Raw genomic sequence first — 20,389 nt, 5'->3', positions numbered from 1 at the left:
GCAGTCGAGTCGCCGATCTTCTCTCTCCCGACCACTGAGGACCGTAGTGCCCATCACCACTGTGAACATCGGCGTGCTGGCCCACGTCGACGCCGGTAAGACCAGTCTCACCGAACGCCTGCTCTTCGACCACGGCGCCGTCGCCCGGCTGGGCAGCGTCGACGACGGCAGCACCCGCACCGACGCCGGGGAGCTGGAGCGCGAGCGGGGCATCACCATCCGCACCGCCGTGGCCTCCTTCGCGGTGGGTGACCGCCAGGTCAACCTGGTGGACACGCCGGGTCACCCCGACTTCATCGCCGAGGTGGAACGCGCCCTGTCGGTGCTGGACGCCGCCGTGCTGGTGCTCTCCGCCGTGGAGGGCGTGCAGGCGCAGACCCTGGTGCTGGCGCGTTCGCTGCGCCGGCTGGGGCTGCCCACCCTGTTCTTCGTCAACAAGATCGACCGGGCCGGCGCGCGCCCCGACGCGCTGCTGGCCGACATGCGGGCCCGACTGACCCCGCATCTGGTGCCGTTGACCACGGTCACCGACCCGGGTGGCCGGGCCGCCCGGGTCAGGGCGCGGCGGCTGGCCGATCCCGTCGTGCGGGCGGCGGTCGCCGAGACGCTGGCCGAGCACGACGAGGCGCTGCTGGCGCGGCTCGTCGAGGGCGGCGGGCCGCCGGCCGAGCCGGAGTTGCGGGCGCTGCTGGCGGCGCAGACCGCGGCGGGCCTGACGCATCCGGTGCTGGCCGGCTCGGCGCTGACCGGGGAGGGCGTGCCGGAGCTGACGGCGGCGCTGGCCGCGTTGCCGGCGCCGTCGGCCGCCGGGGGCGGGCCGGCCGGCACGGTGTTCGCGATCGAGCGGGCCCCGGGCGGTGAGAAGACCGCGTATCTGCGGCTGTTCGACGGGGAGTTGCGGGCCCGTCGGGGAGTGCTGCTGCGGCGCCGTGAGTCGACCGGCGGGGCCGCCGAGTACCGGGGGCGGATCAGCCGGATCGAGGTGGTGGCGCCCGGGGCGGTGGTCGAACGCCCGCTGCGGGCGGGCGAGATCGGCCGGCTGCACGGGCTGCCCGGGGTGCGGGTCGGGGACCGGCTGGGCCGGCCGCCGCGGGGCGCGGCGGCGGCGCACTTCGCGCCGCCGGGGTTGGAGACGGTGGTGCGGGCGGCGGAGCCGGCGCGGCGGGGCGTGCTGCACGCGGCGCTGACCGCGCTGGCTGACGAGGACCCGTTGATCCGGTTCCGCACCGACCCGGACGGCACGTTGACGGTGCTGCTGTACGGGGCGGTGCAGCGGGAGGTGCTGGCCGAGCGGCTGCGGCGGGACTTCGGGGTGGCCGCGGTGTTCGCGCCGCCGACCCCGGTCTGCTTCGAGCGGCCGGCGGGGGTCGGCGAGGCGCTGGTGGAGTTCGCCCGGCGGGGGCCGAACGACTTCTGGGCGACGGTGGGGCTGCGGGTCGAGCCGGCGGCGCCGGGCAGCGGCGTGCGGTTCCGGCGCCGGACGGAGTGGGGGGCGCTGCCCCGGGCGTTCCACCGGGCGATCGAGGAGGCCGTCTTCGGCACGCTGCGCCAGGGGTTGGCCGGCTGGGAGGTGACGGACTGCCTGGTGACGCTGGTCCGCACCGGCTACGACGCGCCCATGAGCGAGGTGGCCGACTTCCGTGGCCTCACGCCGGTGGTGCTGCTGCGGGCGCTGGCGGCGGCCGGCACCCGGGTCTTCGAGCCGTGCCTGGCCGTGGAGTTGGCGATCCCGCGGGACACGTTGAGCGAGGTGACCGGTCGACTGGCCACGCTGGGCGGGCGGGTGCGGGACTCGGCGGAGCGCGCGGACGGCTGGCTGCTGGACGTGGAGTTGCCGACCCGGCGGGCGCCGGAGCTGGTCGCGGCGCTGCCGGGGTTGACCCGGGGCGAGGGGGCGCAGTGGTCGCGCCCGGAGGGTGACCGGCTGGTCAGGGGCGTGCCGCCGGTCCGGGCCCGACGGGACGGGAACCCGCTGGACTACGGGGAGTACCTGCGGTACCTGGCGCTGGGCGCGGAGGCCGCCGGCCGGGGGTGACGGCATCGGCGCACCTGTCGGCAGGTGTGTGGAAACGGTGCTTGTTCACCGAATACGGAAAGACCGTCCGGGGCGGAAAACGGAATGCCGGATTCACCGTTCACATCACGACGTGAAACATGCCGGAAATACAGTTGAGTGCCGGGTTCCGTTTTTCATCCGGACGGTCACCCCGCAGGGACGGAACGCGACCACGTCCACCCCTTTCAGCATCGGAACCTTAGTCGCTGATGCACGCATCGACTCGAACAAAGCGGCCAATACGGCCACATCTCCGATCTGGAACCCTTTACCCCCGCACCCGCCAGGAAGGCCTGGACCAATGCGCACCGGATGGCCACAGCCGCTCGCCAGCCAGGCCGACACCCCGACCAAGCACCCCCGTGCGACAACGATTTCATGCCGCCCCACCAGCGATTTCCCCCGGACCCGACCCCGTCGTTAAAACGTTCAAACGACACTGGCAAGCGCCACCCCCAGGACTTCGAATAACTGTCGAATACCCGTCGAACGCGATTAACCAAATGGCCGGGCTAGTCATATGCCGCTCTCTCACGTAAGGTCTGGCCACCAACTCCCCAATCCCTTCACGGGTTTTCCGCACGGCGGAGTTGAGTAACCAACAAGCCGCCCAGAAACGGACATTACGGCGGCTCTCCACACAGTTGAGGAGGTGAAGAACATGGAAAGGGACGACATCCTGGAGAAGGACGCTGTCGACCTGAGCGAGATCGACGTCTTCGATCTCTCGGTGACCGAGGTCAGCGATGGCGCCGCCGCGTTCGCGGTGCCGGCCGAAGGGTCCGGCGGCTGTCTGACCTGTGGCTGCTTCGGCGGCCGCTGCTAGGCGGCCACCCCACGCGCGCCGGTGGTGCACCCAGAGCACCCCGGCGACGACTGGACCGCTGAGCGGTCCGGCTACCGACGGCGGCTGGGCGCCGTCGGTAGTAAATCGACGTAGGTTCTCAGGGGTTTCCCTGGTTCGGCATAACGGAGACCGCGCATGACAGCTCTCACGGGGAAGACGGTGCTGCGCCTCGCACCGGGTCTGGCCTGCTCCTACCAGGGGCGGTCGGCGGTGCTCAGCGCCGCCGGCAGCATCCGCCGCTACGACGGCAACGCCACCCTCCTCCTTCGCCGGATGCTGCCCTTGATCGACGGGCATCGCTCTCTCGACACGGTGGCCGACGAGGTCGGCGGCGACCGGCTCCGGCCGGCCGTGCTCCAGCTCGGTCACCGCCTGGTGATCGACGGCCTGCTGCTCGAAGCCGAGCAGGGCGAACAGGACCGGGCGGACGCCAGGCTGCTGGGCTCCCCCGTGGTCCCCGAGGGCACCGGCGTCCACCGGCACATCACCACGACGCGGGTGGTGGGCGAGCCCGACGAGGTGGCCGCCGTCGCCCAACTGGCGCCGCCGCACTGGCAGGTGACGGCGACGTCGCTGAGCGAGATCACCGGGGTCGCCACCCCGGACGGGGTCTGCACCGTGGTCTGGGTGACCGACCCGCACGACGAGAAGCTCGCGGAGTGGAACGAGACCGCGTACCACAACGGCCAGCCGTGGCTTCCCATCAGTCACTTCGACGGCCAGGTCGCCGTGGTCGGCCCCCACGTGTACCCGAAGGAGAGCCCCTGCTTCGAGTGCTACCGCCGGCGGCGCGCCGCCCGCCACCCGCTCGGCCCCGACTACCTCGACCTGCGCCCGCTGGACCCGGCGCCGCTGACCTCCAAGGCGCTGACCACGGTGCTCGCCGGGATCGCCGTGACCATGCTGCACGACTGGGAGGTCCGCGCCAACCCGTACGTGCCGGGCGCGCTGCGCACCGTCACCTTCGACCGCGGGCTCCAGGTCGGCACCGAGCTGGTGCTCCGGGTCCCCCGCTGCGCGTCCTGTCGCCCCGGGGCGGCGGTGGCCAGGCCGACGCTCTGGTCGGAGTACTTCGCCACCGAGGACACGGCGGCGCGACCGTGACCACGTTGGAGGAACTGACCGGCCCGTTCGTCAGCCTGGCCGGTCGGCTGGGGTCGGCCCGCTGCCCACCGGAGGAGCCCGCGGTGGGGCGGATCTTCTGCGCCGACGTCACCCACGCGCAGGCGTTCGGCAGCGGGGTGTCGTGGTACTGCGGCGTCGGGCGGGACACCCACCGGGACGTGGCGGTGGCCGCCGCCGTCGGTGAGGCGTTCGAGCGTTACGGGCTGCGCGACCTGGACGACACCAGGACCCGCACCGCCTCCCCGGCCGAGCTGGCCAGCCAGGGCGAACGCTTCCTGTCGCCGGCCGAGTTGGCGGCGGTCCACGAACCGGGCGAGGCGACCGCGCGGCTGCGCCCGCCGCCCGCCGGGGACACCCCGATCCGGTGGCTGCCGGCCCAGGACCTGGTCACCGGCGACCCGGTGTTCGTCCCCGCCATGTACTGCATCTACCTGGAGCACGGCTGCGACGGCTGCGGCCGGGAGCACGGCGAGGCGCCCTGGTGCCTGCCCACGTCGAACGGCACGGCCGCCGGCACCAGTCCGGTCGAGGCCTGCCTGTCGGGCCTGTTGGAACTGGTCGAACGCGACGCGTTCATGCTGATGTGGTACCACCGGCTGCGGTTCCCCTTCCTGCGGATCGATCCGCACACCAGGTTGGGACAGCGGATCGACGGCATGTTCGGCCGGGCGCGGGTCGAGGTGCGGTTCCTCGACCTGACCGAGGTGCACGGAGTGCCGGTCGTGGTGGCCGTCGCCCGCGGGAACTCCCGGGGCGAGCCGGTCTTCGCGATCGGTGGCAGCGCCGGACTGGACCTGACGACGGCGGTGTGGAAGGCCGCCCGCGAGGTGGCCGGCCTCTACACCCTGGCGCGCGGCGAGACCGTCCACGGCCGGGCCCGCCGGCTCACCCCCGAACGGGTCGCCAGGTTCGAGGACCACCTCCGCTACTACGCCGACCCGGCGCACCAGCGTGAACTCGACTTCCTGCTGGCCGAACGGGACGGCCCGCCGGTGCCGGTGCCGCGCGCCACCGACCCGCCGCCGGCCGCCGACGCGCTGCGCCGCCTGACCAGCCGGCTGCGGGAGGACGACATCCGCAGCTACGCGGTGGACCTCACCCCGGTGGGCGCGCCGTCCGGCCTCCACTCCTACAAGGTCGTCTCGCCGGACCTGATCCCGCTGGACTTCCACCACCAGGTCCGCCATCTCAACCGCCCACGGCTGCTCACCGAGCCGACCCGGCGCGGCTGGCGGCCCGACCAGCCCGGCCTGGACCAGCTCAACCACGCCCCCCATCCGTTCCCCTAGGAGCCCCGGTGTCCCAGACAACAGTTTCCTCCCGGGACCCGTCGCCCCGGCACGAACAGCTGGTCGGCGACGTGGTCGGGTTGTGCGGTCGGCCCTATGTCGGCCTGCGGGGCCCGGGCGAGGCCCGGATGGGCTTCCTGACCGTCAACGACATCGACGTCCGGGCGCTGGGCTCGGTCGCCTCCTACAACGGGCGCGGCTACGACAGCGACCCGACGGCGCTGCGGGCCGGCGCGCTGTGCGAGGCGTACGAGCGGTACGGCCTGCTCGACCTCGACGACACCAGGACCCGCTACGCCTCGGTCGCGGAACTCCGCGGCGCCGGCACCGCCCACCTGTCACCGACGGACCTGCTCTCGCTGCCCGCCGACGCGGTCCGGCAGGGCTCGTTCGGCACACTGCCGGCGGACGACCAGCCCATCCAGTGGGTCGACGGGGTGAGCCTGGGAACCGGCGCCACCGTCCTGCTGCCCGCCCGCTACTGCGTCATGTTCGGCGACGACGCCTCGAACCGGGCCAGCGACGAGGGCCACTGGTACTGCGCCACCTCCAACGGCGCGGCGACCGCCACCAGCCCCAGCGGGGCGTGCCTGGCCGGCCTGTTCGAGCTGTTGGAACGGGACGCCTTCATGCTGCTGTGGTACCACCGGCTGGCCTTCTCGCACCTGACGGTCGATCCGGCCTCCCGGCTCGGTGGCCGGCTGGCCGCCGCGCTCACCGGCTGCCGGCTGGAGTACCGGCTGATCGACCTGACCGAGGTGCACGGCGTTCCCACGGTGTTCGCGATCGTGCGGGGCGCGGCGGCCGGCAACGTCCAGTACGGGGTCGGCGCGGGCACCGCGGGCAGTGTGACCGAGGCGGTCTGGCGCGCGATCAAGGAGGCACTGGGCTTCTACTCCCTACAGCGCCGGGAGCTGTTGGCGGGGCGCTACCGGGAACTGCGCGCCGATGAGGTGCGGACCTTCGTCGAGCACCCGCTCTACTACATGGACAGCCGGAACCAGGCCGAACTCGGCTTCCTCTTCGCGGACCGGCCGGCCCGGCCGGTCCCGGCCGAGCCCCCGGAGTGGCTGACCGGCCCCCGTCCCGAGGTGCTGCGGCGCGTGGTGGCACACCTGGGCGGGCGGGGCGTCGACCTGTACGCGGTCGATCTCACCCCCGCCGAGGGGGCGGCCACCGGGATGTTCACCTACAAGGTCGTCTCCCCGCAGCTGATCCCCCTCGACAGCGACCACGAGGCCCGCCACCTCACCAATGAGCGGCTGCGGAACGAGCCGACCCGCCGGGGCTGGCGGCCGGACCAGCCGGAACTCGCCGACCTCAACCACGTGCCCCACCCCTTTCCGTGAGGAGTTGCCGTCCCCATGCCCGATGCGCAGATCAACCTTCCGGTGTTCACTCCTCGCTACTGGGAGTTCCTGACCGACGACGAGCCGCCCGAGGGGGACCTCGCCGAGGACTACCACGAGGCGTCGAAGTTCTACCGGGGCACCATGGGCCGGGCGGTGACCCGCCAACGGCTGGAGTCCGACGAGGTGCTGCGGCGCAGCTCCGCGATCGGCGCGCGGGAACTGCCGCACCTGCCGAGGCTGCCGCTGGCCCCGGTGGACCCGGAGCACGAGCAGCAGGCGGCGCCCGCCCTGATCCGCCGGCCGTCCTGCCGGGACTTCGCGCCCCAGCCGCTGCCGGTCGAACAGCTCGGCCGTGCCCTCTGGTTGAGCTACGGCGCCTACCAGGACCGGATTCCCGACTCCCCGGCACACCGCCGGCCGGTCGCCTCCGGCGGTGGGCTGTACCCGCTTGAGCTGTACCTGGTCGCGGACGTCACCGGCAGCGGGCGCAAGGGGCTGTACCACTACTACGTGCACGACCACGTGCTGGAGGAGGTCCGCGCCGAGGTCACCACGGAGGAACTCCGGGAGCTGGGCGCCCAGCCCGACCTGGTCGCCGCCGCGCCGGCGATCGTGCTGATCAACGGCCTGTTCTGGCGCAACCGGTTCAAGTACCGGCTGCGCGGCTACCGGTTCGCGCTGCTGGAGGCCGGCGCCGTCATCCAGCAACTGACGCTGGTGGCACAGAGCTTCGGCTGGGGAGTGGTCCCCTTCGCCGGGCTCTACGACGACGTGGTGGAGCGGCTCTGCGAGATCGACGGGGTGGACGAGTCGTTCCTCAACGCGGTGTTCCTCGGGCTGCCCGAATGAGCCAGCCGAGTGCGACCCGGCGGCCCTCGGGGGCGCGCACGGCCGGCGCGGCCGCGCTCGCCGTCGGGGCGGCGCTGCTGCTCCACGCGGCGCTGCCGGCCGACAAGCCGCCACTGTTCGGTGGGCACGGCTGGGTCGGCACCCCGCTGCGGCTGGTCGGCGCGCTGGTGCTGGGGGCGGTGAGCTGCCTGCTCCTGGCCGCCAAGGGCAGCCCACGTCGGTTGGCGCGGCGGCTGCGGGCGGTGCGGGTGGGGCTGGCCCGGCCGACCACCGGCCGGGCCCGGATCGTCGCCCGGGTGATCGCCGAGGAGGCGCTGTGGCGCGGCGGCGTGCTGCTGGTGCTGTACGTGGCGTTCGGCGCGCTGTTCGCGGTCGGCGTCTCCAGCCTCGCGTTCGGCCTCTCCCATGTCCACCAGGGGCTGCGCGGGATGCTGGCCAACTGCCTCAACGGAGTGACCTTCGCGGCGAGTTACCTCGCCCTCGGCGGCCTGGCCGCCGCCGTGGCCAGCCATGCCGCGCACAATCTGCTGCTGGCCACCGCGATGGCCGGCCGGCGGTCCCAGACAGGACGGCGAACATGACCGAGACCACCCCCGCCCCGACGCGCCTGCCCCTGCTGCTCGACCGGGTGACGAAACGCTACGGGCAGCACACCGCCGTGGACGACCTGGACATCACCGTCGGGGCCGGTGAGCGGGTCGCGGTCCTCGGCCGCAACGGCGCCGGGAAGTCCACCCTGCTGCGGCTGGCGCTCGGCCTGAGCCGGCCGACCAGCGGGCACTGCTACCTGTTCGAGCGTCCACCGGGCGACCACCGGGCCCGCCGCCGGGTCGGCTACGTGCCCCAGGCCAGCGCCGCGCCCGACCGGCTGCGGGTGCGGGAGATCATCCGGTTCGTCCGCGACTGCAAGGGCGCGGCCGAACCGGTGGAGCTGATCGAACGGCTCGATCTGGGCCCCCTGACCAACAGCCTGGTCGGCGGCCTCTCGCTTGGCCAACACCGGCGGCTCACACTGCTGTTGGCCTTCCTCGGGGAGCCGGAACTGTTGGTGCTCGACGAGCCGACGGTGAGCCTTGACGGGCAGAGCCGGCTGGCCGTCTGGGACCTGGTCAACGAGTACTGCGCCGCCGGCGGCACCCTCCTGCTGGCCTCGCACGACTTCCGTGAGGTGTCGGCGCTGACCGAACGGGTGCTGGTGCTGGTCGGCGGCCGGCTGCGGGCGGACAGCGAGGTCACCCAGCTGGCGCGGACCACCGGGGTCACCGCGCTTGAGGTGCCGCGCACCACCGATCTGCCGCTCACCGACGTGTCCTTCGTCAGCCATCAGGCGGACCGGACGGTGCTCATCACCCGCACACCCGAGTCCGTGGTGCGGCGGCTGACGACCGTCGTGGACGGCCCGGTGGTGCAGCGGCGCCCGACCGTCGAAGAGGTCTGCCTGGCCCTGGGCGGTGGGTCCCGATGAGCACGGTACGGCAGGTCAACGCCTTCCTGCGGACCGACCTGATCACCACGGTGCGGTTCTGGTACGTGTCGCTGTTCACGGTGGCGATGACGTCCTTCTACTACGTGATGCTCTCCCGGTTCATCGATCCGGCCCAACGGCCGGAGATGACGCTGACCTTCGTCATCCTGGCCGTCCTCGGGGTGACCCTGTTCCAGTTCGCCATCCGTGCCTCCACCGAGCGGGTCGAGCTGTGGTCCGTCTACGTGCGCACCCTGCCGGTGCCGCTGTGGATCACGTTCCTGGCCCGGCTGATCCTGGTGGTGCTGGTCGGCTCGCTCGCGGCCACCCTGCTGCTGTCCGTCGGCACGATCAGGTTCGAACTGGACCACAGCGCCCGGGAGATACTCAGGACCGTCATCGCGGTCCCGGTCGCCGCCCTGGTGTTCGCGCCGATCGCCGCCTGCATCGGCGGCGTCGCCCACCCCAGGTTCGCGCCCGCCCTGATGACGGTCATCTACCTCACCACCACCTGGACGGCGGGGGTCTGGTCCCGCGGCCTGCGGCCCGAGTTCCTCGACACGTTCGACTTCCTGCTGCCGCTCCAGGCCATCCAGGGGGTCGCCGTGGAACTGTCCGACGGCGCTCCGCTGGCCGCGCTGCCACGGCTCGCGGTGGCCGCCGGGTGGTCCGGCGCCGCGTTCCTGCTGGCCAGGTGGATCCACCAGCGGGACGAGGGGGAGACATACTGAGCGGAGCCGCCGGCCGGGCGGCGGCGAAGGCCCTGCGCGCGACCACCGAGGGCGAGGTGGCCGTGCCGGGCGACGCCCGGTACGACGCCCTGCGGCTGCCGTGGAACCGCCGACTCGATCCACGCCCAGCGGTGGTCTTCCGCCCGCACTCCGCCGCCGAGGTGCCGACCGCCGTCGCGGTGGCCCGGACACACGGCCTGCCACTGGCCCCGCAGTCCACCGGACACGGCACCGAACTCCCTTGCGATGGCGGGCTGTTGCTGCTCACCGGCGGCCTGTCCGAGATCACCGTCCGGCCGGAGCGCCACTCCGTCAGGGTCGGCCCCGGGGTCCGCATGGCCCAGGTGGTGGCGGCCGCCCGGCCGCACGGCCTGACGCCGGTGGCCGGCAGCGGCGAGGTCGGGGTCACCGGCTTCGTGCTCGGCGGCGGCATCGGCTGGCTGTCCCGGGCCCACGGCCTGGCCGCCGACGGCCTGCTCGCCGCCGACCTGGTCACCAGCACCGCCGACACCCTCACCGCCAGCCCGGACGAACACCCCGACCTGCACTGGGCGCTGCGCGGCGGCGGCGGCAACTTCGGCGTGCTGACGGCGCTGGAGCTGCGGCTGCACCCGGTCGTCGACGGATACGGCGGCTTCGCGGTCTACGACCTGCGGCACGCGGCGGGCATCCTGCGGCGCTACCGGGAGCTGGTCTCCGCCTTCGACGAGACGGCCACCGTGGGCGTCGTGCTGTACCGGCAGCCGGCCACGCCGGCCGTCCCCGAGGAGTTGCGGGGCCGTCCCGTGGTCGCGGTCCGGGGTCTCTTCCTCACCAGCGACGCGGCGGCCCGGCGGCAGCTGCGCCCGCTGCTGGCCGAGGCCGGCCGGCCGCTGCTCGGCGGCTTCCGCCGGCTGCCGGTCGCCGCGCTGGGCGTGGGCACGACGCCACCGACGGCCCGGCTGCAACACGTGGACCTCTTCCGGGCGTTGCCCGATCCCGTGCTCGACGCGCTGGTGGCGTGGGCCCAGGCGCGCTCCGGCGTGGTGGAGATCCGGCTCTGGGGTGGGGCGATCGCCCGGCCGCCAGTCCCGCCGGGGCCGGCCGGCCACCGCGACACCCGGTTCTCGGTGCTGGTCGAGGCGCCGGTCGGCGCGGCCGGCGAACTCGCCGCGTTGGCGGGGCGGTTGGCGCCGCACGCGACCGGCGGGACGTTCCTGAACTTCCTGTCCGACCCCGGCCGCACCCGGACCGCCTTCACGCCGGCCCACTACGACCGGCTGGTCGAGGTGAAACGGCGCCACGACCCGGAGAACGTCTTCCACCTCAACCACAACATTCCCCCGGAAGGAGACGGCGTTGGCTGACGCCATCCAGCGGGTGACCACCGGGACCGGCGACCCGGCCTGGCTGGTCACCGGCTACCGGACGGTCAGGTCCCTGCTCACCGACGATCGGCTGGGCCGCACGCATCCGCGCCCGGAGTCGGCGTCCAGGTTCTCCCGGTCGGCGGCCTTCGACCAGCCGCGGGCCGCCTCCGACACCGAGCGTGCCGACCACCGGCGGCTGCGCCGCACCTTCACCCGCTCGCTCTCGGCCTCCCGAATGCGCGCGCTCCAGCCCCGGGTGACCCAGCTCGTGGAGGACCGGCTGGCCGCGCTGGAACGCGCCGAACGCCCGGCGGACTTCCACGGCGTCGTCTCCCAGCCACTGCCCGCGATGGTGATCTGCGAGCTGCTCGGCGTGCCCGACCGGCACCGGGAGCAGTTGGTCGCCTGGTCCGGGCAGGCCGCGTCCCGGGACGGTGGGGAGCGGGCCAGGGAGGCCTATGTCCGGCTCTGCCGTTACATGGCGGTGCTGGCCGCCCGACGCGGTGGTCCTGACGACGCGGCCGACCTGCTCTCGGCGCTGGTCAGGGAGCACACCGAGCGGGCGGCCGGGCTGGCCGCCGAGCTGTTCCTGGCCGGCCATCTGACCACCAGCACCGCCATCGACAAGGCGCTGGTGCTGTTGCTCTCCCGTCCCGACCGGCTGGCCGGACTGCCGCCCGAGGAGCATCTCGGCACACTGGTCGAGGAGTTGATGCGGCTGCCCTTCCCCGGCGGCGGCCGGGACACCGCGCGGCTGCTGCCCCGCTACGCCAACACCGGGCTGACCATCGCGGGGCAACCGGTCGACGGCGGTGAGCTGGTGCTGCTCGCGGTGGACGAGGCGAACCTGGACCCCCGGGAGTTCTCCTGCCCGGCCGATCTCGATCCGGCTCGGAGTCCCAACCCGCACCTCGGCTTCGGGCACGGGCCGTTCTCCTGCGTCGGCGCCCCGCTGGCCCGGTTGGAGCTGCGGGTGCTGCTCGGCCTGCTCGCGACCCGCTTCCCCGGACTCGCGCTCGCGGTCCCCGTCGGACGGCTGCGGCCGCGCACCGACCTGATCAGTGGCGGCCTGTGGGAACTCCCCGTCACCTGGTGACGGGGAGGCGGAGCCGTGGACCCGCCACGGGCCCGTGGGAGATGGGCCGGATTTCGACCTGGACCGGCCGGCGGGTCCCACCTACCCTCGCGTCGTCCGGAATACCGGAGTTGGTTCGACAGCTCGAACACCCCCACGGGAGCCGCGATGACCACCCCCCACCCCACGCGCCGGGGCCGACCGCTGGGCGCGCTGACCGCCGCCCTGCTCGGCTGCGCGCTGCTGGTCCTGCACCTGGGCGGGCCCGCCCAGGCCCGACCCGAGACCGCCGGCCCGGCGCCGGCCGCCGCCTTCACCAACCCCATCGTCACCGAGAACGCCGCCGACCCCTGGATCGTCCAGCACGAGGGGCGCTACTACCACCTCGGCACCACCTGGGCCTCACACTGGGAGATGCGGGTCGCCGACACCCTCGCAGGGCTGCGCTCCGCCGAGCCGGTCACCGTCTACACCGAGGACGACCCCAGCCGCTGCTGCAACTTCTGGGCCCCCGAACTGCACCGCCTGGACGGGCCGAACGGACCCCGCTGGTACCTGACCTACTCGGCCGGGATCGCCGAGAACATCGACCACCAGCACGTCCACGTGCTGGAGAGCGCCGGCGACGACCCGCTCGGCCCCTACACCTACCGGGGGCAGATCGACCCGTACGGCGACAACCGGTGGATGATCGACAGCAGTTACCTCACCACCCCGGACGGCGAACTGTACCTCCTGTACTCCTTCTGGGAGGGAGGCACCCAGAACCTCTACGCCGCCGCGATGACCAACCCCTGGACCCCGGCCGGCCCCGGGACGCGGATCTCCACCCCGACCCACGCCTGGGAGCAGCAGGGCGGCTCGGTCAACGAGGCGCCGGTGATCCTGCGCAACGACGGCCGCACCTTCCTGGTCTACTCGGCCTCGCACTGCGACACCCCGGACTACAAGCTCGGCCTGCTGGAGCTGGTCGGCGACCCGCTGGACCCGGCGGCCTGGGTGAAGCACCCCGAGCCGATCCTGCAACGGGACGACGCGGCCGGCGTCTTCGGCCCCGGCCACAACGGCTTCTTCGACTCCCCCGACGGCTCCGAGACCTGGATCGTCTACCACGCCAACTCCTCCCCCACCGACGGGTGCGGCGGCACCCGCACCTCCCGCGCCCAGCCGGTGGGCTGGCACCCGGACGGCACGCCCGACCTGGGCAGCCCGGTGGCCGAGGGCGTGGAACTACCCGGACCGGCCGGGGAGTAGCCGGCGCGCGCCGGCACCCCGGGATCACCCCCACGGGGGACCCCGGGCGGCACCCCCGACGACCGGTGGGGCCGTGCGCCGAAGGGCGGCCCCACCCGCCGCGCACGCCCCCACACCTGGGAGCCGCCCCGCGCGCGAAGGGCGCGCGCCGGGATCGCGCGCTCGCTGGATCGCGTGACCTCCGGCGCCGCCACCCGCCGGCGGTGCGACCATGGGTAGCGAGCCGATGACAGCGCGTCGTCGGCGTGACGCGGTCATCCGACCGGGCGAGGAGGCGTTCCCATGGGCGTGCGGCACGCCTCGGTCCCGGGCCCCGCGACGACCGCGCGTGGAGCCCCCGCCGCCCCCTGGCCGAGCGCCTCCGAACGGGCGTGCCGGTCGCCGGGCGGCGGGGGCCCCTGACCACCGCCCACCCAAGGACCGGCCCGACGCGGTCCTCTGCTCGCCGAACCCCGGCCGCGTCGGGCCACCCCCATCCTCATCAACCCCCGAGAGAGGCCCTCGTTCGTGCTCGACTCCGCCACCCCTGGCCGTGCGGCGGGCCAGCAGTTCGGTGAACGCACCCACAGCGTCGAGCGGGCCTGGCTGCACGGCCTGGCCGCCGCCGACGAGTTGGGGCTGGCCGCCCGGCACACCCCGGTCCCCGAGACGGAGCCCGACGCCTGGCGCTGCGTGCTGCGCCGGCACGGCACCCCGGCCCGGCTGGGCGAGGGCCACGGCAAGGGCGCCGAGGGCCCGGCCCGGGTGGGCGCGCTCTTCGCCGCGCTGGCCCACCACCTCAGCGGCGACGTGCCCGACTGGCCAGGCACCCGGCTGCGGCAGGCGCACGCGCTGCCCATCGGCGAGCCGGCCAGGGACCAGGCCGTCGCGCGGCTGCGCGACGAACCGGACGCCCCGCTGCTCTGCCTCCCCTACCGCTCGCTGACCGGCGTGGACCTGCTCGACCTGCCGGTCTTCCTCGCCACCCCCGACTACCTGGACCTCGCCGCCCCGGCCCGCGCCGCGCTCGGCGACCAGCACGGCTACCGGACGGTGCGCCGCTACGCGTCCCCGGTCGGCTGGGCCGCCGGCTGCACCCCGGAGGAGGCGACGGTGCACGCCCTCACCCAGGTCGTCGAGCGGGACGCGGCCGCGCGGGTGCTGACCGAGCGGCTCGGCCCGGCCGGGGCCGCGCCGCTGCGGGTGCTGGAGCCGCGGTCGCTGCCGTGCCCGCTGTCCGCCCTGCTGCGCGGCGCGGAGGAACGCCTGGGGCAGCGGGTGGCGCTGTTGGAGATCACCGCCGAGACCGGGATCCCCGCCTACTGGGCCTGGACGCCATCCCCGCCGGGCGCCCCCGACCGGCTGCGTGGCCTGGGCGCCTCGCTGTCGCCGTATCTGGCGGTGGAGCGCGCGTTGCACGAACTGATCGCCAGCCAGGCGGTGTTGGTGGCCAGGCCGCCGGCCGCCCGCCGCCCCGGCCCGGTGCGCTGCCCCCGGTTCGACCTGGCGCCGGCGCTGCGCGTCGCCCGGCACGTGCCGTTCCTCGACGCTGAGGCGCCGGCCACCCCCGAGGCGCATCTGGCGGCGCTGCTGGGCCGGTTGGGCCAGGCCGGGCTCACCGCCTGGAGCTGGGCGCGGTACACGAGCCCGCACCTGTCCGTGATCCATGTCGCGGTCCCCGGCGCGCGGCGGCTGCCCGCGGCCGACGACGGGCAGGCGGACCAAGCGGACCGGGCCGACCTGGCCGGCACCCCCGGCCAGGTCCGGCTGGACGCCACCTCCGGGTAGCACGGGGCCCACGGTCCGGGCGGCGGGGCGCCAGCCCAACGCGTGGACGCGGTAGGCCCACACCGGGGCCCGCCGCGTCCCGGTGCCCGCCGCGTCCCGGTGGCCGCCCGGGCGGGCCCGGCGGGGAGCCGGCGCGGTGCCCGCGCCCGTCTCGGCCCGGCTCCGGGCGACCTCGCCGGTGGCCGGGCCGCACGGCGTCAACGGGCCCCGGTCGCCTCGGGGTTGTCCCGGCTGACCCGGGCCACCGCACCCGCGCCCCGCCGCCATCTCCCCGCCCCAACCTCCCACCCACCGCACCGACCCCCCACCCCGGCCAGCCCGGCGCCTACCCCCGGCGCCCGACCCGCCGGCCGGGCCCCCGCGTCCGGTCACGCGGCGGGGGGCGCGGCCGCGCCCCGGGTCGCTAGACGGGATCTGCGCTCCGCCAGGTCACTTCTCGCGCCCCTGGCGTGAGAACGAGGGTGAACGAAGGGGAGGACCGGGCGATGACGGTCGAGGACGCCACCGTGAAGGCGGGGGCGCGGGAGTGGATCGGGCTGGGGGTACTCGCGCTGCCGACGCTGCTGTTGGCGCTGGACATCAGCGTGCTGCACCTGGCCGCGCCGCAGCTGAGCGCGGATCTCGGGGCGAGCAGCAACGAGTTGCTGTGGATTCTCGATGTGTACGGCTTCATGATCGCCGGCTTCCTGGTGACCATGGGCACGCTGGGCGACCGGATCGGCCGGCGGAAGCTGCTGTTGCTGGGGGCGACGGCGTTCGGCGCCGCCTCGGTGGCGGCGGCCTACGCCACCTCGCCCGGGATGCTGATCGCGATGCGGGCGCTGCTGGGCGTGGCGGGGGCCACCCTGATGCCCAGTACGTTGGCGCTGATCAGCAACATGTTCAAGGACCCCAGGCAGCGTTCGCTGGCCGTGGGGGTGTGGATCATGTGTTTCTCGGGCGGCGCCGCCGTGGGGCCGGTGCTCGGTGGGGCGATGCTGGAGCGGTTCTGGTGGGGCTCGGTCTTCCTGCTGGGCGTGCCGGTGATGGTGCTCCTGCTGGTGGCCGCGCCGCTGCTGCTGCCGGAGTTCCGGGACGACCGGCCGGGCCGGCTGGACCCGGTCAGTGTGGCGCAGTCGCTGGCCACGATGATCCCGCTGATCTACGGGATCAAGGAGCTGGCCAAGGACGGGCTGGCGCCGGTGCCGCTGGCCGCGCTGACCTTCGGCGCGCTGATGGGGCTGTTCTTCGTGCGCCGGCAACGCGCGCTGGCCGCGCCGCTGATGGACCTCGCGCTGTTCCGGAACCGGGCGTTCCGCGCCGCGTTGACGCTGCTGCTGGCCACCACCTTCACCACGGGCGGGGTGTTGCTCTACTTCGTCCAGAGCCTCCAGATGGTGCAGGGGTTCTCGACGCTGCGGGCCGGGCTGTGGATGCTGCCGATGACGGCTGGGGTCATCGTCGGCTCGGCGCTGGCGCCGGTGCTGGCCCGCCGGATACCGCCGGGCCGGCTGATGGCGGCCGGGTTCGGGCTGGCCGCCGTGGGCTACCTGGTGATGTCGGTGGACGCCGGCTCGCTGGCCTGGACGGTGACCGGCCTGCTGGTGGGGACGCTCGGCCTGTCGCCGGCGATGGTGCTGGGCACCGACCTGGTGCTGGGCTCGGCGCCACCGGAGAAGGCGGGGGCGGCGTCCTCGCTCTCCGAGACGGCCTCCGAACTGGGCATGGCACTGGGCATCGCGGTGCTGGGCAGCATCGGCGCGGCGATCTACCGGGCGGAGATGTCCGGCGGCAGCCCGGCGCAACTTCCGCCGGAGGCGGCCGAGTTCGCCGAGGACAGCCTGGCGGGGGCGGTCGCGGTCGCCGAGGAGGCGCCCGCCGCGGTGGCCGACCCGCTGCTGGCCGTGGCCAGGGAGGCGTTCGTCTCGGGCTCCGGAGTGGCGACACTGGTCAGCGCCGGGCTGGTGCTGGTGGTCGGCGTGCTGGCGCTGCGTGGGCTGCGCGAGGTGCCGCCGATCGGCGCGCCGGCGCCGGCGGGCGATGGCGGGGACGGCGACCCGGGTGCTGGCGGCGTCGCGGGCACTGGAGCTGGTGGTGACGCCGCCCCGGGCGACCTGGGAGCCCTGGCCGACCGCCCGGCGGGCGAGGCCGCGGTGCGCGGACGCGCCTGACCGGCGCGCTGCTCGGTGGCGCGCCCCGGCGGGGCTCGCCACCGGGCCGGCTCAGCCGCGTTCGAAGGTGTGGATCCGGCCCACCTGGCGGAAGCCGAGCCGCCGGTACCAGTGCCGTGGCCAGTCGTCGGCCTCGGCGATCAGGAAGCGGGTGGGACAGCCGGCGGCGGCGGCCTGGCGCAGCGCCTCGGTCAGCACCGCGGTGCCGTGACCGTGCCCGAGGTGGGCCTCGGCGGTGAGCACGTCCTCGATCTGCGCCAGCCCGGCGGCCGGGTCGAGATAGAGGTCGGCCCAGGAGGCGACCGCCCCGTCCGCGGCCGGGGAACCGATGAACCGCACGGCGGGCGCGCCCCGATGGCGGGCGTTCCGGCGCTCGACGAGCTGGCGGACGGTCTCCTCGTCGGCGTCCGGCAGGAAGCCGCGCCAGCGGCGGGTCAACGGGCCGCGCAGGGCCGCCAGGTCCACTTCCGCGGCACGCCGGGGCCCGGGGCCCGGCGCGGGCACCGGGCCCCGGTGGACCATCAGCACGTCCACGGTCTGCTCGTAGCCGGCCGCCGCCAGGGCCGGCGCGGCCGCCCGGGCCACCCCGTCGTCCAGCACGGTCAGCAGCCGGTGCGGCAACCCGGCCAGGGCCCCGTCGGCCAGCTCGGGCAGCGCCGCCGGCTCGGCCGGCGGCCGGTCGACGAAGACCTGGTTGTCGGCCCGCGAGTGCCGCAGTTCCTCGTCCAACACCACGAATCCACAGGGCAGTTCACGGACCACGGGGGCCTGGCGCCGGGCGAAGCCGGCCAGGAAGGCGGTCAGCCGCGGCAGTTCGGCCGCCGGCTCGGGAACGGGGGCGTCGTCGGTCATCCCCGCACCCTAGGACGGCGCGCACCGCCCCGCCCGCCGTTTTCCGCGAGCCCAGCGGGCGGGCCCCGCGGGTCACGACTCCAGCCGGTGCTCGGCGACCGGGCCGAGCGGCGCGAAGCCGCCGTCCCGCACCCGGAACAGCTGCGGGCCCGCGCCGGCGTACTCGCCGTCCGCGTCGAAGGCGACCAGGCCGGTGACCCCCTCGTGCCGGTGGGCGGCGACCGCCGCGCGCACCGCCGCCCGGTCCGGCTCCCCGTCCAGCGCGCCCACCGCCTCGATGACCAGGGTGGCCAGGTCGAACACCCGGGCCGTGTAGTGGCCGGGCGACTGGCCCAGCGCCTCCCGGAACCGCTCGGCGAACCGCCGGCCCCGCTCGTTGACCGTGGGGTCGAAACGGTGGGAGACCAGGTACCACCCCTCGGAGACGTCCGACCAGTCGCTGAGGAACCGGCGGCCCATCAACGCGTCCCCGCCGACCAGGGCGCCGGTGAAGCCCTCGTCCGCCAGCGCCCGGGCCAGCTCGCCGGCCTGGTCCAGTTCGCCGCCGAAGACGACGGACGCCGCGCCGCTCCCGGTGACGACCAGCGCCGCGTCGGCGACCGGCGGCACCGCCGCCCGGGCCGGGGCCGGCAGCCGTTCCGCCGCCGCCTCCGCCAAATCCACGCCGTACCGGGTGCCGTCGACGACCACCGCCGTGGCTCCGGCCGGGCTCCCGGCGAGGAGGTCGCCGATGGCCGCGCCGGTCTGCCGGTCGCTCGGGACGCCGCGCAGGACGGCGGCGGCCGTGCCGGGCTCGGCCAGGTCCGGGCCGGTGGCCAGCGGGGTCACCGCGACCAGGCCGGCCGCCGCGTAGTGCGGGCCGGCCGCGCGCGCCGTGTTGGTGTAGGCCGGGCCGACCACCGCGAGCACCCGGTCGTCCTCGACCGCCGTCCGCGCCGCCTCGACGGCGGTGTCGGCCTGGCCCAGGTCGTCGATCTCCCGCACCTCCCACCGTAGGTGCGGGTACGTGCCGGCGGCGTTGGCCAGCTCGACGGCCAGCCGTACGCCCGCCACCAGGTCCGCGCCCACGGCGCCGCCGTCGCCGCTCAACGGGGCCTGGACGGCGATCCGCACGGTGCGGGCGCCACCCTTGCTCTGGCCGTCGCCGTCGCTGGGGCCGGCGCCGTCCCCCGAGGTGGCGAGGACATAGGAGAGCGCGCCGATGCCGGCGGCCCCCACCAACCCCCCGGCCACGGCGAGCGCACGGCGCCGCGAGAGGCCAAACGCCCCGGCCGGCGACGAGGACGGGGACGGCGGGCTGACCGGCGGGGGCGGGACGGCCGGGGACGGCGGCTCCGCCGGGGGCGGCTCGGCGCGCTCCCGGACCGCGTGAGCGACCGGCGCCGGCAGCCAGTCGAGGGCGGCCAGCCCCCGGGGGTCGGCGCCCAGCCGGTCCACCAGCTCCGCCACGTCCGGCCGCCGCTCCGGCTCCTTCGCCAGGCACCGGCCGACCAGGTCCCGCAGGCCGGCCGGCACCCCGCCCAGCTCCGCCGGCTCGAACGCGGCCCGGAAGTTGACCTCGTGCACCAGCCCGGAGCCGAACGGGCCGGCCCCGGTCGCGGTGTGCGCCAGCACCGCCCCGAGGGCGAACACGTCGCTGGCTGGGCGGGCCCCCCTGCCCCGCAGCTGCTCGGGCGCGATGAACCCGGGCGTGCCCACCGCCGAGCCGGTTCCGGTCAGCGCCGGACCGGCGACGTCCAGCGCGATGCCGAAGTCGATCACCCGCGGCCCGTCGCCGGCCAACAGCACGTTCGACGGCTTGAGGTCCCGGTGCACGACGCCGGCGGCGTGGATCGCGCCGAGCGCCTCGGCCAGCGCCGCGCCCAGCGCCCGCAGCGGCGCCTCCGGCCAGGGCCCGTGCGCGGCGACGGCCTCGCCGAGCGGCAGCCCCGGCACGTACGCGGTGGCCAGCCACGGCGGGTCGGCCGTCGGGTCGGCGTCCACCACCCCGGCGGTGAAGAAGCCGTTGACCCGGCGCACCGCGGTGACCTCGCGGGCGAACCGGGCGCGGAACGCCGGGTCCTCGGCCACCTCGGGGCGCACGACCTTCACCGCCACCGGTCGGCCGCCCGGCGAGCGGGCCAGGTAGACCCGTCCCATGGCGCCGGCGCCGAGCCGCGCCAGGACCTGGTAGCGCCCCACCCGGTCCGGGTCGCCTGGCTGTAATCGCTGGTATGCCATGCCGGCTT

16 protein-coding genes are annotated in these 20,389 nt (G+C 75.0%); 14 read left to right on the top strand and 2 right to left on the bottom strand.

Features of this window, described 5'->3' with window-relative positions:
- The first annotated feature begins 52 nt into the window (after positions 1–52).
- The 14 genes from RM844_RS09405 (at position 53) to RM844_RS09340 (ending at position 17,309) form a co-directional block, all read left to right on the top strand.
- Positions 53–2,035: a TetM/TetW/TetO/TetS family tetracycline resistance ribosomal protection protein gene (locus RM844_RS09405; protein ID WP_311666580.1), complete on the top strand. Its 1,983-nt coding sequence runs from the start codon at positions 53–55 to the stop codon at positions 2,033–2,035.
- Between the two features lie 673 nt (positions 2,036–2,708).
- On the top strand, positions 2,709–2,882 hold the full coding sequence (locus RM844_RS09400; RefSeq protein ID WP_311666527.1) for a hypothetical protein: 174 nt from the start codon (positions 2,709–2,711) through the stop codon (positions 2,880–2,882).
- Between the two features lie 156 nt (positions 2,883–3,038).
- Positions 3,039–4,007 carry a TOMM precursor leader peptide-binding protein gene (locus RM844_RS09395; RefSeq protein WP_311666526.1) on the top strand — a complete coding sequence of 323 codons (969 nt, stop codon included), beginning with the start codon at positions 3,039–3,041 and terminating at the stop codon, positions 4,005–4,007.
- Positions 4,004–5,317, top strand: a complete 1,314-nt coding sequence (locus tag RM844_RS09390; RefSeq protein WP_311666525.1) for a YcaO-like family protein — start codon at positions 4,004–4,006, stop codon at positions 5,315–5,317. The genes RM844_RS09395 and RM844_RS09390 overlap by 4 nt, the downstream gene beginning before the upstream one ends.
- 8 nt (positions 5,318–5,325) lie before the next feature.
- Positions 5,326–6,666 (top strand): YcaO-like family protein, encoded by a 1,341-nt coding sequence (locus tag RM844_RS09385; RefSeq protein WP_311666524.1) that lies wholly within the window; start codon positions 5,326–5,328, stop codon positions 6,664–6,666.
- 15 nt (positions 6,667–6,681) lie between these two features.
- On the top strand, positions 6,682–7,518 hold the full coding sequence (locus RM844_RS09380; RefSeq protein ID WP_311666523.1) for a SagB/ThcOx family dehydrogenase: 837 nt from the start codon (positions 6,682–6,684) through the stop codon (positions 7,516–7,518).
- The gene (locus tag RM844_RS09375; RefSeq protein WP_311666522.1) at positions 7,515–8,099 is read left to right on the top strand and encodes a CPBP family intramembrane glutamic endopeptidase; all 585 of its coding nucleotides are present in this window, start codon (positions 7,515–7,517) and stop codon (positions 8,097–8,099) included. The genes RM844_RS09380 and RM844_RS09375 overlap by 4 nt, the downstream gene beginning before the upstream one ends.
- Positions 8,096–8,983 carry an ABC transporter ATP-binding protein gene (locus RM844_RS09370; RefSeq protein WP_311666521.1) on the top strand — a complete coding sequence of 296 codons (888 nt, stop codon included), beginning with the start codon at positions 8,096–8,098 and terminating at the stop codon, positions 8,981–8,983. Before RM844_RS09375 ends, RM844_RS09370 begins: the two co-directional genes overlap by 4 nt.
- On the top strand, positions 8,980–9,714 hold the full coding sequence (locus RM844_RS09365; protein ID WP_311666520.1) for a hypothetical protein: 735 nt from the start codon (positions 8,980–8,982) through the stop codon (positions 9,712–9,714). The genes RM844_RS09370 and RM844_RS09365 overlap by 4 nt, the downstream gene beginning before the upstream one ends.
- Complete coding sequence (locus RM844_RS09360) at positions 9,678–11,060, top strand: FAD-binding oxidoreductase (RefSeq protein ID WP_311666519.1); 1,383 nt, start codon at positions 9,678–9,680, stop codon at positions 11,058–11,060. Before RM844_RS09365 ends, RM844_RS09360 begins: the two co-directional genes overlap by 37 nt.
- Positions 11,053–12,159 (top strand): cytochrome P450, encoded by a 1,107-nt coding sequence (locus tag RM844_RS09355; RefSeq protein ID WP_311666518.1) that lies wholly within the window; start codon positions 11,053–11,055, stop codon positions 12,157–12,159. The genes RM844_RS09360 and RM844_RS09355 overlap by 8 nt, the downstream gene beginning before the upstream one ends.
- A gap of 147 nt (positions 12,160–12,306) precedes the next feature.
- Entirely contained in the window at positions 12,307–13,392 is a 1,086-nt protein-coding gene (locus tag RM844_RS09350) for a glycoside hydrolase family 43 protein (protein ID WP_311666517.1), read from the top strand.
- 507 nt (positions 13,393–13,899) lie between these two features.
- Complete coding sequence (locus RM844_RS09345; RefSeq protein WP_311666516.1) at positions 13,900–15,159, top strand: YcaO-like family protein; 1,260 nt, start codon at positions 13,900–13,902, stop codon at positions 15,157–15,159.
- A gap of 485 nt (positions 15,160–15,644) precedes the next feature.
- Positions 15,645–17,309 carry an MFS transporter gene (locus tag RM844_RS09340; RefSeq protein ID WP_311666515.1) on the top strand — a complete coding sequence of 555 codons (1,665 nt, stop codon included), beginning with the start codon at positions 15,645–15,647 and terminating at the stop codon, positions 17,307–17,309.
- Positions 17,310–17,360: 51 nt separating this feature from the next.
- On the opposite strand, the gene RM844_RS09335 is transcribed toward RM844_RS09340, so the two are convergent.
- Positions 17,361–18,161 (bottom strand): GNAT family N-acetyltransferase, encoded by an 801-nt coding sequence (locus tag RM844_RS09335; protein WP_311666514.1) that lies wholly within the window; start codon positions 18,159–18,161, stop codon positions 17,361–17,363.
- 72 nt (positions 18,162–18,233) lie between these two features.
- Complete coding sequence (locus RM844_RS09330) at positions 18,234–20,381, bottom strand: bifunctional serine/threonine-protein kinase/ABC transporter substrate-binding protein (RefSeq protein WP_311666513.1); 2,148 nt, start codon at positions 20,379–20,381, stop codon at positions 18,234–18,236.
- Positions 20,382–20,389: the final 8 nt, after the last annotated feature.

It is taken from the genome of Streptomyces chisholmiae (assembly GCF_031845445.1).
In the GTDB taxonomy this organism is placed as follows: domain Bacteria; phylum Actinomycetota; class Actinomycetes; order Streptomycetales; family Streptomycetaceae; genus Streptomyces; species Streptomyces chisholmiae.
Note: the sequence above shows the minus strand (reverse complement) of the source record. Positions and strands in the feature narration are given on the sequence as shown.